Annotated in this window: 9 protein-coding genes; 6 read left to right on the top strand and 3 right to left on the bottom strand. The window is 68.8% G+C overall.

Going from position 1 to position 12,566, the window contains the following annotated elements; translation table 11 throughout:
• Window positions 1-39: 39 nt before the first annotated feature.
• From DIE23_RS14310 to DIE23_RS14300, 3 genes are all read right to left on the bottom strand, one after another.
• Window positions 40-1,440 carry an aspartate aminotransferase family protein gene (locus DIE23_RS14310; protein WP_124612716.1) on the bottom strand — a complete coding sequence of 467 codons (1,401 nt, stop codon included), beginning with the start codon at window positions 1,438-1,440 and terminating at the stop codon, window positions 40-42.
• 164 nt (window positions 1,441-1,604) lie between these two features.
• Window positions 1,605-2,531, bottom strand: coding sequence for a glyoxylate/hydroxypyruvate reductase A (locus tag DIE23_RS14305; protein WP_124612715.1), 927 nt, complete (start codon window positions 2,529-2,531; stop codon window positions 1,605-1,607).
• A gap of 12 nt (window positions 2,532-2,543) precedes the next feature.
• Entirely contained in the window at window positions 2,544-3,404 is an 861-nt protein-coding gene (locus DIE23_RS14300) for a GNAT family N-acetyltransferase (RefSeq protein WP_124612714.1), read from the bottom strand.
• 479 nt (window positions 3,405-3,883) lie between these two features.
• On the opposite strand from DIE23_RS14300, the gene DIE23_RS14295 reads away from it, so the two are divergent.
• The 6 genes from DIE23_RS14295 (at window position 3,884) to DIE23_RS14265 (ending at window position 12,471) form a co-directional block, all read left to right on the top strand.
• Window positions 3,884-4,552 (top strand): haloacid dehalogenase type II, encoded by a 669-nt coding sequence (locus tag DIE23_RS14295; RefSeq protein WP_124612713.1) that lies wholly within the window; start codon window positions 3,884-3,886, stop codon window positions 4,550-4,552.
• A 206-nt stretch (window positions 4,553-4,758) separates the two neighbouring features.
• Entirely contained in the window at window positions 4,759-6,297 is a 1,539-nt protein-coding gene (locus DIE23_RS14290; RefSeq protein WP_124612712.1) for a methyl-accepting chemotaxis protein, read from the top strand.
• A 696-nt stretch (window positions 6,298-6,993) separates the two neighbouring features.
• Window positions 6,994-8,577, top strand: coding sequence for an ABC transporter substrate-binding protein (locus DIE23_RS14280; protein WP_124612710.1), 1,584 nt, complete (start codon window positions 6,994-6,996; stop codon window positions 8,575-8,577).
• Between the two features lie 79 nt (window positions 8,578-8,656).
• The gene (locus tag DIE23_RS14275; protein ID WP_124612709.1) at window positions 8,657-9,610 is read left to right on the top strand and encodes an ABC transporter permease; all 954 of its coding nucleotides are present in this window, start codon (window positions 8,657-8,659) and stop codon (window positions 9,608-9,610) included.
• A 30-nt stretch (window positions 9,611-9,640) separates the two neighbouring features.
• Window positions 9,641-10,600 (top strand): ABC transporter permease, encoded by a 960-nt coding sequence (locus DIE23_RS14270; RefSeq protein WP_124612708.1) that lies wholly within the window; start codon window positions 9,641-9,643, stop codon window positions 10,598-10,600.
• The gene (locus DIE23_RS14265) at window positions 10,600-12,471 is read left to right on the top strand and encodes an ABC transporter ATP-binding protein (RefSeq protein WP_124612707.1); all 1,872 of its coding nucleotides are present in this window, start codon (window positions 10,600-10,602) and stop codon (window positions 12,469-12,471) included. The genes DIE23_RS14270 and DIE23_RS14265 overlap by 1 nt, the downstream gene beginning before the upstream one ends.
• The last annotated feature ends 95 nt before the right edge of the window (window positions 12,472-12,566 follow it).

The raw sequence follows: 12,566 nt of genomic DNA, 5'->3' as shown, positions 1-12,566 counted from the left end.
GAACGATGGCCGCCACAAGCCCGGCTTTCCCTTGGCCGGTCAGGCCGGCTGCGCGTGCGCGGCGTCGAGCGCGCGCTGCACGCCCGCGTCGGCCAGCACGTCGTCGAGCGTCTTGCGCACGCGTTCGAACATCAGGTCGAACTCGCCCGCGGTGAAGCTCAGCGCCGGCGCGAAACCGAGCACGCCGTCGCCGAATGCGCGAAACACCACGCCGTTCGCGTACGCGGCGGCGGCAATCCTGTCGGGCACGTTCAGCGCAGGGTCGAAGCGCGTCTTGCGTGCCTTGTCGGCGACCAGTTCGAGCGCGCCGAGCAGGCCGACCGAACGGGCGTCGCCGACGAGCGGATGCGCGCGCAGCGCATCGAGCCCCGCGGCGAAACGCGGCGCCATCGCCTGGCCGTTCGCGAGCAGCCCGCCTTCGTGATAGAGCTTCAGCACCTCGAGGCCGATCGCCGCGCTGACCGGATGCGCGGAATACGTATAGCCGTGGCCGACCGCGGGCGAATCGGCGCGGTTGCCCGCGATCCCTTCGTAGATCTCATCGGACATCAGCACCGCGCCCATCGGCGCATAGCCGGCGGTCAGCCCCTTCGCGACGGTCATCAGGTCCGGATCGACCTGCTCGGCCTCGCACGCGAACAGCGGGCCGGTGCGGCCGAAGCCGGTGATCACCTCGTCGGCGACGAACAGGATGCCGAGGCGCCGGCACGCGTCGCGCATCGCCTTCAGCCAGCCGGCCGGCGGCACGATCACGCCGCCCGAACCCTGCACGGGCTCGCAGAAGAAGGCCGCGACATTGTCCGCGCCGAGTTCGGCGACTTTCGCCTCGAGCGCGGCGACCGACGCGGCGATCAGCGCCTGCGGATCGTCGCCGAGCGGGTGGCGATACGGGTAGGGCGACGGGATGTGATGCTGGTCCGCGCGCGGCAGGTCGAAGTGACGGTGGAACGCGGGCAGCGCGGTGAGGCCGGCGCCGATCGACGACGAGCCGTGATAGCCGCGCTCGAGCGCGATCATCTGCTTCTTCGACGGACGGCCGGTCGCGTTGAAATAATGCGTGATGAAGCGCACCGCGGAGTCGATCGCATCCGAGCCGCCGAGCGTGAAGTACACGCGGTTCAGCGACGGCGGCGCCAGTGCCGCGAGCCGTTCGGCCAGCTCGATCGCGGGTTGCGAGCCGAAATGGAAATAGCCGGTCGCGTAGGGCAGCTTCGTCATCTGCTCGGCGGCGGCCTTCACGATGCTGTCGCGGCCGTAGCCGACGTTCACGCACCACAGGCCCGAGAACGCATCGAGCAGCGTGTGGCCGTCGGCGTCGCGCAGGAACACGCCGTCCGCGGATTCGAGCACGGTGACGCCGCGCGCCTCGTGCGCACGATAGTTGACGACAGGGTGGATCAGGTGTTGACGATCGGCTTCGATCAGCGCGGCTTGGTTCATGTCGGGGAGGACTCTCGTCGGGTGTCAGCGTGAGTTCATGCTACCGGGCGAGAAATCCGAGCGCGTCTTCAATTTGCGGCCTGAAACGTACGAAAGCGGCGTTTGCACGGGGCGCTTCGGCATTTTCTGCTGCGCGTCCCGCGGGCCGGGAGCGCGTCAGCGCATCAGTACCCGCGTGTGCGATCGACGACGCCGATCATCGGCTGGCCCGCGCGATGGCGCGCGAGGTTCGCGAGCACGGCGTCGACCGCGGTGTCGGGCCGCGTCGCGCTCGCAATGTGCGGCGTGATGCGAATGCGCGGATGCGTCCAGAACGGGTGGCCGGCCGGCAACGGCTCCGGGTCCGTCACGTCGAGGATCGCGCTGTCGAGGCGGCCGCCGTCGAGCGCGGCGAGCAGCGCGGCCGCATCGAGCTGCGGGCCGCGCCCGACCTGCACGAGCGACGCGCCGGCCGGCAGCGCGTCGAACACGCGCGCGCCGAGCAGGCCGCGCGTGCCGTCGGTGAGCGGCAGCAGGCAGATCAGGATGTCGGTGCGCGCCAGGAACGCGTCGAGCGCCGCGTCGCCCGCGTAGCAGTCGATGCCGTCGAGCGTGCGCGGCGTGCGGCTCCAGCCGGCGCACGGGAAACCGAAGCGCCGCAGCGTGTCGAGCACGGCCTGGCCGAGCGTGCCGAGCCCGAGCACGCCGATGCGTCGCGACGCGGCCGCGCGCACGGGCTTCTCGCGCCACACCTGCTCACGCTGCTGGGCCGCATAGTCGAACAGGTCGCGATGGATCGCCAGCACGGCCTGCGTCACGTATTCGACCATCCCTTCGACGATGCCGGGCTCGATCATCCGCACGACCGGAATGTGCGCGGGCACGCGCGACAGGTCGAACTGATCGATGCCGGCGCCGACCGAAAACACGATCTCGAGATTCGGCAGCAGCGCGACCGGGTCGTCGGGCGGTTGCCATGTGGCGAGATAGCGGACGGTCTCAGGATCGCCGAGGTCCGGCCAGATCCGGAACGCGAGGTCGGGCGCCTGTTGCGCGAAGCGCTGCGCCCATTGCGCGCCGCGCACCGGGTCGGCCTTGTAGAGAAAGCTCATCGTGCGTGTCGTTCAGCCGAGCGCCTGGTTGACGATCGCGAACGCGCGCAGTGCCGGATCGCGGGCAGGCACCGCGCCGCGCGCCATCGCGACGACGGTATCGACGCGCGGCAGGCCGAGCCCCTGCAGCCAGTCCGACAGCCCGCTGTCGCCCGGCACGTCGAGACGCACGAACATGCCTTCGTGCAGCGCGAGCCAGTGGCTGATCAGCGCCTGCGCGCGCAGCGCGTCCGGTGCGATCACCGGGCCGATCACGTGGCCGCGGCCGAAACGGCGGAACAGCGCGAAACCGAGCAGTTCGCCGTCGCGATCGAGTGCGATCCCGTTGGCGACGTCGAGCAGCGCGTCGATCACCGCATCGCGCGGGTAGCCGGCCGCGCGCGAGGCGAGCGCGGCGAGACGCGGGCCGTCGTTGGTGCCGAGCGGCCGCAGGCGCTCGCCGGGCGGCAGCGAGATCAGCGGTGGCTGGAACGCGGCGCCCTGATGCTGGTCGATCGTGCCGATCGCTTCGAAGCCGAACTTCACATAGAGCGGTTCGCCGGACGGCGTCGCATGCAGGAAGATCGTGCGTGCGCCGAGACTGTCGACGACGCGCGTGAGCAGTTCGCGGCCGATGCCGCGGCCCTGGCGCTCGGGCGACACGATCACCATGCCGAGCGATGCATGCGACTCGCCGAAGCACCAGCCGAGCGCGGTGCCGACGATGCCGGTTTCGTCTTCGGCGACGAAGCCGCTGCCGAGCTGGTACGCGAAGCGCCAGTCGTCGAGCCGGTGCGGCCACTTGACCGCCTCCGACAGACGATGTGCGGCGGGCAGGTCGGTTTCGGCGAACGTGCGATAGGTAAGCGTGCTGGAAGAATTGAGGTCGGACACGCCGGACTCCGGATGGGTAGGAATGACGTATCGACTCTGCCAGCGCCAGTGCGGCGCGGATAGGACGATTCGCCTGTTTTCCGGCGGCGGCGGGCGCGCGAGAGAGATCGACGCAAACCCGCTCGATCGGCGTGCGCGAACGCGCGGATCGTGCCGCGTCGGCCCGTCATCCCGGCAGCTTCTGCCGCATGAACGACAGTACGATGGAAGCAGGGTGGCGCGCCGCTCGCTGCCGCGCCGCACCGCGTCGCGGCCGTGCCGGCCACGCGCGTCGCGGTTTCGCGAGACCGGTCGGCCGGCCGGAGCGCACCGCACGGAATCGCACCGCAGATCGTGCCGTGCAGCGCGCCCAACACGCGGTGATTCTGCGTTTTGACCGGCGCCGAACGATGCGCGAACGACTTTTTGCCCTGATTCAATTTCGTACAACCCAGCCCGTCCCCGGCCCTGCCGGGGCTTCACACCGACAGGACGTCACCATGATCCAGTTTGAACCGAAGTTCATCACGTTCGATTGCTACGGCACGCTGACCCATTTCCGGATGGCCGAGACGGCGCGCGAAATCTATGCGGACCGGCTGTCGCCGGTCGCGATGGAGGCGTTCGTGCGCGCATTCGCCGCGTATCGCCTGGACGAGGTGCTCGGCGCATGGAAGCCGTATCGCGACGTCGTCGTCAACGCGGTCCGCCGCACCTGCGCGCGGGTCGGCGTGACGTTCGACGAAGCCGAGGCCGAACGCTTCTATCACGCGGTGCCGACGTGGGGCCCGCATCCGGACGTGCCGGCCGGCCTGTCGCGGCTGGCGAAGAAGTACAAGCTGGTGATCCTGTCCAACGCGTCGGACGACCAGATCATGAGCAACGTCGACAAGCTCGGCGCGCCGTTCCATGCGGTGTTCACCGCGCAGCAGGCGCAGTCGTACAAGCCGCGGATGCAGGGCTTCGAATACATGTTCGGCAAGCTCGGCTGCAAGCCGGAGGACGTGCTGCACGTGTCGTCGAGCCTGCGCTACGACCTGATGACGGCCGAGGATCTCGGGATCAAGCACAAGGCGTTCGTGAACCGCGGCCACGAGCCGGGCACGCCGTTCTACAACTACTACGAGGTGTCGGACATCGGCCATCTCGCGACGCAACTCGGGCTGTAAGCGCGGCTCGCGGGCATGTGCCGCGTGCCGCACGCACACGGTCACGCGGCATGCCCATCCACGGAGAGCGACCGCGCCGGCCGCTTTCCCGTCAAGCGTGCGATCAGCGCACGAATCGAGGGTAATTACCGATACTGAGCCGTTCAAGGCGGGGCCGCCTCGCGTCGATATATGTACCGAACGGTTAATATCGAGAGGCCCCACGCATGAAGTTGTCCACGAAACTGCTGATGCTCGTCGCCGCGGCGCTGCTCGGCGTCGTATTGCTCGCCGCGCTGTCGTTGCACACGCTGCGCGATGCGCTGATCGACAGCCGTCGTGAAGAGATCGTCATTCTTCTGACCAAAGCCGAGCATCTGGTCGATTCGTACCGTGCGCAGCAGGCGAGCGGTACGCTGACCCAGGACCAGGCCCAGCAGCAGGCCAAGGCCGCGCTGTCGGCGCTCAACGCGAATTCGAAGAGCTACTACTGGGTCACGACGTCCGACGGTGTCAATCTCGTGCACCCGAACGCGAAGTTCATCGGCACCCGCGCCAAGGGCAACCGCACGACCAGCGGCCTGACCGACAGCGAGGCGTACCGCGCCGGGATGGCGGCGGCGCATTTCGCGCTCGTCGACGTGCTGGTCAAGCGCAGTCCCGACGCGGACGCGGAGCCGAAACTCCAGGGCGTGGTCGCCATTCCGGACTGGAACTGGTGGATCGGGACGGGCTTCTTCTACGACGACATCGACGCGGCGTTCAACCGGCTCGCGCTGGTGCTGGGCGCCATCACGCTCGTCATCGCCACCGCGCTCGCGGCGATCGCGTGGGGTGTGCTGCGCAGCGTTCGGCGCACGCTGGGCGGCGAGCCAGCGCATGCGACGCACATTGCGGCCCGCATCGCCGCCGGCGAACTCGACATCGAATTCGATACGGCGCAAGCCGCGCCGGGCAGCCTGCTCGTCGCGCTCGGCGACATGAAGGCGCGCCTGACCGAGACCATCGCCGACATCCAGGCCACGACGCACTCGATCGCCATCGGCACCGGCGAGATCGCGCAAGGCAATCTGGACCTGTCGCAGCGCACGGAGGAACAGGCCGCGTCGCTGCAGGAAACGGCCGCCAGCATGGAACAGATCACCTCGACCGTTAAGCAGAATGCCGACAATGCACGTCAGGCGAATGCGCTCGTGACCCACGCCAAGGAGGCGACCGAACTCGGCGGTGCCGCCGTGCAGGAGGTCGTCGAAACGATGCGGCAGATTTCGGACGGGTCGGTACGGATCGCCGACATTACCGTCGTGATCGAAAGCATCGCGTTCCAGACGAACATTCTCGCGCTCAATGCCGCGGTCGAGGCCGCGCGGGCCGGCGAGGAAGGCCGCGGGTTCGCCGTCGTGGCCTCGGAGGTCCGCTCGCTCGCGCAACGCAGCGCGGCGGCGGCGAAGGACATCAAGGGATTGATCGAGGCGTCGGTCGAGCGGGTCGGCAGCGGCAGCCGGCTCGTCGAGACAGCGGGCGCACGCATGACGGAGATCGTCCGCTCGATCGACCGGGTGGCCGACATCATGGGCGAGATCTCCGCGGCATCCGCCGAGCAAAGCACCGGCATCGAACAGATCGGCAAGGCGGTCACGCAAATGGACGAAGTCACCCAGCAGAACGCCGCGCTGGTGGAGCAGGCCGCCGCTGCGGCGTCCTCGCTGGATGAACAGGCCGCACGCTTGCGGGCCGCCGTATCGGTGTTCCGGCTGGCTGCCTGACGGCCGCGTTGACGGCAGCGTGCCGGCACCCGCCAACGATATCGCGTCGCCTCCGTGAAGCCACGCCGGCATGTGTCCGGCGTGCGTGCGAACAGGCCGGCGTCGACCGCGTCGCGGCAGGGAATCGCGGCCGGATGGCCCGCCACGGGTTCGCGCCCGGCGTCGGGTCATCCGGCCATATTCCTGTTGTCCGGCAAAGCCGCTTCGATCCAGCGGCAATCTCCTGACCTTTCATGCGCCGGGCATCCTCGCGGCCGGCACCCGTCGTCGCAGGCGCGCGCGGCGTTCCGGTCGTTTCGGCCGCCGCGGGCCGCGCGCGCGCATTCCACGCAAACATGCGGTTTGCGCGAGCCGAACGCGCTTTGGATGCCGAACCGCCAATTTTGTCGGTGCAATCTGCCGCGTGCATCACTTTACGATTGCCTTCGTCGCGTACGTGTTGCGCAGTCGTCGCGACGTGGCATCGAGCAAACGGCGGTACGCGTGGGCGCGCAGCAAATCATGCTGCGCAGGCGGCCCAAAACGGTCGAATCGTATCGTGCGGCCGCCCCGAATCGCGACAAACCGCATTTTGGCGATGCTTAAATGAACTCAATGCGCACGACGTCGCACCCGCCACCAGCAGGCGGACGCGGCGGGATTCTCGAACCACGCTGGACCCCAGACCCCCACTTTCCACAGTCAGGAGCAGTTCGGATGAGCGACGATATCGACAACGGCGGCAAGGGCGGCATCACGCGCCGCGACATGATGCGGGTCATGGCGGCGAGCGGCATGATGGCCGTCGGTGGCGGCGGCCTGCTGACCGGCATGCAATCCGCGTTCGCCGCGCCCGCGCCGAAGCGCGGCGGCAAGATCCGGGTCGCGAACGAATCGAGTTCGACGGCCGATACGCTCGACCCGGCCAAGGGCTCGACGGGCGCCGACTACATTCGCTTCTTCATGTTCTACAGCGGCCTCACGCAGCTCGATGCGAGCCTGACGCCGCAGATGAATCTCGCGGAGTCGCTGCAGACGACCGACGCGAAGACGTGGATCATCAAGCTGCGCAAGGGCGTCACGTTCCACGACGGGAAACCGGTCGCACCGGCCGACGTGGTGTATTCGCTGATGCGCCACAAGAACGCGGCCACCGCGTCGAAAGTCAAGCCGCTCGCCGACCAGTTCGCCGATGCGAAGGCGAGCGGCCCGGACGAAGTCACGCTCACGCTCGCCAGCGCGAACGCCGATCTGCCGGTGATCCTCGCGACGCCGCAGCTCGTGATCGTCAAGGATGGCACGACCGACTTCAGCACCGGCATCGGCTGCGGCCCGTACAAGCTGAAGTCGTTCAAGCCGGGCGTATCGACCATCGGCGTGCGCAACGACAGCTACTTCAAGCCGGGGATGCCGTATCTCGACGAGATCGAGCTGATCGGCATCAGCGACAGCGCCGCGCGCCTGAACGCGCTGCTGTCCGGCGACGTGCACCTGATCAACGCGATCGATCCGCGCTCGACGCAGCGGGTCGCGTCGACGCCGGGCTATGCGCTGAAGGAAACCAAGTCGGGGCTCTATACCGACCTGATCATGCGCAGCGACAACCCGCTGACCGCGAACCCCGATTTCGTCGAAGGCATGAAGTACCTGTTCGATCGCGAGCAGATCCGCTCGGCCGTGTTCCGCGGCTACGCGGTGATCGGCAACGACCAGCCGATTCCGCCCGGGCATCGCTACTTCAACGCGTCGCTGCCGCAGCGGCCGCACGATCCGGACAAGGCGAAGTTCCTGTTCCAGAAGGCCGGCGCACTGGGCGCCGCGCTGCCGCCGATCTATGCGACGTCGGATGCGAACGGGTCGATCGAGATGGCCGTGCTGCTGCAGCAGGCCGGCCAGAAGATCGGGCTGAACCTGCAGGTGAACCGCGTGTCGCCCGACGGCTACTGGTCGAACCACTGGATGAAGCATCCGCTCGGCTTCGGCAACATCAACCCGCGCTCGAGCGCCGACGTGGTGTTCACGCAGTTCTTCAAGTCGGATGCGCCGTGGAACGAGTCGGGCTGGAAGAACCCGAAGTTCGACCAGTTGCTGCTCGCCGCGCGCTCGGAAACCGACGATGCGAAGCGCAAGCAGATGTACGGCGACATGCAGGTGCTCGTCGCGCAGCAGTGCCGGATCGGCATCCCGGCCTTCATCAGCTTCCTCGACGGCTACGACAAGCGGCTCGCGGGCCTCGGCTCGATCCCGACCGGCGGGATGATGGGCTTCATGTTCGCCGAGCACGTGTGGTGGAACGCCTGACGCCGATGCGTGCCGCCGCCGTGCGGCCGGTGCGGATTACCGCGCCGGCCGCACGCGGCCTTTACGGGAGTGCAGTTTCATGAACCGAATCCTGCTCGGGCTGGTCGGCCGGCGCATCGCGGTCACCGCGCTGACGCTGCTGATCGTGTCCGCGATCATCTTCACGATCACGAACCTGCTGCCGGGCGACGCCGCGCAGGCCGCGCTCGGCCAGTCCGCGACGCCGGAGACGGTCGCCGCGCTGCGCCAGCAGTTCGGCCTCGACATGCCGGCCCACGTGCGCTACCTGCACTGGCTCGCGGGGCTGCTGCACGGCGATTTCGGCCGCTCGCTGTCGGGCGACATGCCGGTGTCGGAGATGATCGGCGGACGCCTGCCGAAGTCGCTCGCGCTCGCGGCGATCACGACCGCCGTGTCGGTGCCGATCGCGCTGCTGCTCGGGATCCTCGCGGCGGTCAAGCGCGAGTCGGTGGTCGATCGAGTGATCAGCCTCGGCACGCTGTCGCTCGTCGCGACGCCGGAATTCCTGATCGCGACGGTCGCCGTGCTCGTGCTGGCCGTGAAGCTGCACTGGCTGTCCGCGCTGTCGTACAGCGGCCCGATCGAAAGCCTGCACGACTTCCTGCGTGCGTATGCGATGCCGGTGCTGACGCTGTGCGCGGTCGTGATCGCGCAGATGGCCCGGATGACGCGGGCCGCGGTGATCGAGCAGCTGAGCGCGTCGTATGTCGAGATGGCCGTGCTCAAGGGCGCGAGCCCCGCGCGCGTCGTGCTGCGCCATGCGCTGCCGAACGCGATCGGCCCGATCGCCAATGCGATCGCATTGAGCCTGTCGTATCTGCTCGGCGGCGTGATTGTCGTCGAGACGATCTTCAACTATCCGGGCCTTGCGAGCCTGATGGTCGATGCCGTCGGCAACCGCGACTTCCCGTTGGTCCAGGCGTGCACGCTGATCTTCTGCGTCGCCTACCTGACGCTCGTGCTGTTCGCCGACCTGTGCTCGATCGTGTCGAACCCGAGACTGCGGACCTGAGTGTTCCGTTCTCCTTCCGAGATGCCGCCCATGCACCCGACCGAACCCGTTCAACGCAGCAGCGCGCTGCCGCCGTCCGGCGATCAGCGCCCACCGTGGGGCGGCGCGACGCCGCCCGCCGCCCCGGCTCCCGACCAGCCGCGCAAGCGCCGCGCCGCGCGCATGAAACTGACGACCGGCGGCCGCGTCGGCCTGTCGATGGTCGGCCTGATGCTGTTCATCGCGGTGTTCGCGCCGCTGCTCGCGCCGCATGACGTCGGCGCGATCGTCACGCAGGACGTGTTCGCGCCGTTCGGCGCGAAGCTGCCGTTCGGCTCGGACTTTCTCGGCCGCGACATGCTGAGCCGGATCCTGTACGGCACGCGGCTGACCGTGCTGCTCGCGCTCGCGGCGGTGTTGCTCGCCGCGCTGACCGGCACGACGCTCGGGCTGCTCGCGACCGTGTCGGGTCGCGCGGTCGACGAGACGATGAGCCGGCTGCTCGATGCGCTCACGTCGATTCCGTCGAAGATGTTCGCGCTGATGTTCGTCGCCGCGTTCGGCTCGTCGCTGCCGCTGCTGGTCCTGACCGCCGCGGTCAGCTACATGCCGGGCTCGTACCGGATCGCGCGCGCGCTGGCGGTCAACATCAGCACGCTCGAGTTCGTGCAGGTCGCCCGCGCCCGAGGCGAGAGCGCGCTGTACATCGCGTGCGTCGAGATGCTGCCGAACATGATCCACCCGATGCTGGCCGATACCGGGCTGCGCTTCACGTTCGTCGTGCTGCTGCTGAGCGGCCTGAGCTTTCTCGGGCTCGGCGTGCAGCCGCCGTACGCGGACCTCGGCTCGCTGGTGCGCGAGAACATCGCGAGCCTCGGCGACGGCTCGGCCGTCGCGATCATGCCCGCGATCGCGATCGCGATCCTGACGGTGGGCGTCAACCTGTTGATCGACGGCCTGCCGCATCGCGGCCGCCGCAAGGGCGCGGCCGCTGCCGCGGGAGAACACTGATGCGAGATGAATCGACTCCGCTCGTCGAGGTGCGCGGGCTGCGCGTCGTCGGCGGCCGGCCGGGCGGCGAGGAAACGACGATCGTCCACGGCGTCGACTTCGAGATAGGGCGCGGCGAGGTGCTCGCGCTGATCGGCGAGTCCGGCTCCGGCAAGACCACGATCGCGCTGTCGCTGATGGGCCATGCGCGTGCCGGCTGCCGGATCGCCGGCGGCTCGGTGAAGCTCGGCGGCACGGACGTCTGCACGCTGTCCGCGCAGGCGCTGACTGCATTGCGCGGCCGCAAGGTCGCGTATATCGCGCAGAGCGCGGCCGCCGCGTTCAACCCGTCGCGCACGATTCTCGACCAGGTGATCGAGAGCGCGCTGATCCACAAGACGATGACGAAGCGCGATGCGCAGGCGAAGGCGGTCGAGCTGTTCCGCGCGCTCGCGCTGCCCGAGCCGGAGACGATCGGCAAGCGCTATCCGCACCAGGTGTCGGGCGGCCAGCTGCAGCGGCTGATGGCCGCGATGGCGCTGATCACCGACCCGGAGCTGGTGATCCTCGACGAGCCGACCACCGCGCTCGACGTCACCACGCAGATCGACGTGCTGCAGGCGTTCAAGAGCGTGATCCGGCGCTGCGGGATGAGCGCGGTGTACGTGTCGCACGATCTGGCGGTGGTCGCGCAGATGGCCGACCGGATCGTCGTGCTGAGCGACGGCGTGATCCGCGAAGCGGGCGATACCGAGCAGATCCTGCATGCGCCGACGCATCCATACACGCAGAGCCTGATCGCGGCGGTCACGCCGAGCGATGCCGAACGCGATGCGAAACCGGCGAGCGCCGCGCCGACGCCGCTGCTCGACGTGCGCGGCGCGATCGCCGGCTATGGCGGCCGTACCGCGAAAGGCTGGCCCGCGAAGGTGATCCTGCACGAAGTGGACCTGCGCATCGGGCGCGGGCAGACGGTCGGCGTGATCGGCGAGTCGGGCTCCGGCAAGACGACGCTCGCGAAGGTGATCGCGGGCCTCGTGCCGGCGACGGCCGGGCAGATCCTGCTCGACGGCGAGCCGCTCGCGCTCGACATCGGCAAGCGCTCGAAGGAGCAGCACCGCCGCGTGCAGATCGTGTTCCAGAACGCCGATACCGCGCTCAACCCGGTGCATACCGTCGAGCGCACGCTGGCGCGGCCGCTCGCGTTCTATCACGGGATCAAGGGCGCGCGTGCACGGCAGCGCGTCGCGGAACTGCTCGAACTCGTGCGGCTGCCGCAGGCGGTCGCCGCGAGGCGCACCGGCGAACTGTCGGGCGGGCAGAAGCAGCGCGTGAACCTCGCGCGCGCGCTCGCAGCCGAGCCCGACCTGATCCTGTGCGACGAGGTGACGTCGGCACTCGACACCGTAGTCGGCGCCGCGATCATGGACCTGCTGCGCGACCTGCAGGCGAAGCTCGGCGTGTCGTACGTCTTCATCACGCACGATATCGCGAAGGTGCGCGCGATCAGCGACGACATCGTCGTGCTGTATGCGGGCCGTCGCGTCGAAACCGGCAGCCGCGATGCGCTGTGCGCGCCGCCTTACCACCCGTATTCGCACCTGCTCGTGTCGTCCGCGCCGGAGTTGCGCGCGGGCTGGCTCGACGATGCGGCCGAGCGCTGCCACCGGCCGCTGGTGCCGATCGGCGCGAGTACGGACGACGCCGAGCTGTGTCCGTTCCTGTCGCGCTGCGCGATGCGGGTGGACGGCGTGTGCAACCGCACCGCGCCCGCGCTGCGCACGCTCGAGAACGGCGCGCAGGTGCTGTGCCATCGCAGCGAGGAAGACCTCGCGCGCTTCCAGGCCGAGCCGGCGGCGGGCGTCGCGCCGGTGCAGCCGGTGCGTCTGTAGCATGTCGCGCGGCCTTCCGCATAGTGTGCTGCGGCGGTCGTGCAAAACGGTGGATCGTGCGCGCGCCGTGCGCGAATACGCGGCAACTGCGCTTT

Source organism: Burkholderia sp. Bp9143 (genome assembly GCF_003853645.1).
GTDB lineage: Bacteria > Pseudomonadota > Gammaproteobacteria > Burkholderiales > Burkholderiaceae > Burkholderia.
The sequence above is the reverse complement of the archived record's forward strand: the minus strand, read 5'-3'. Positions and strand labels throughout refer to the sequence as shown.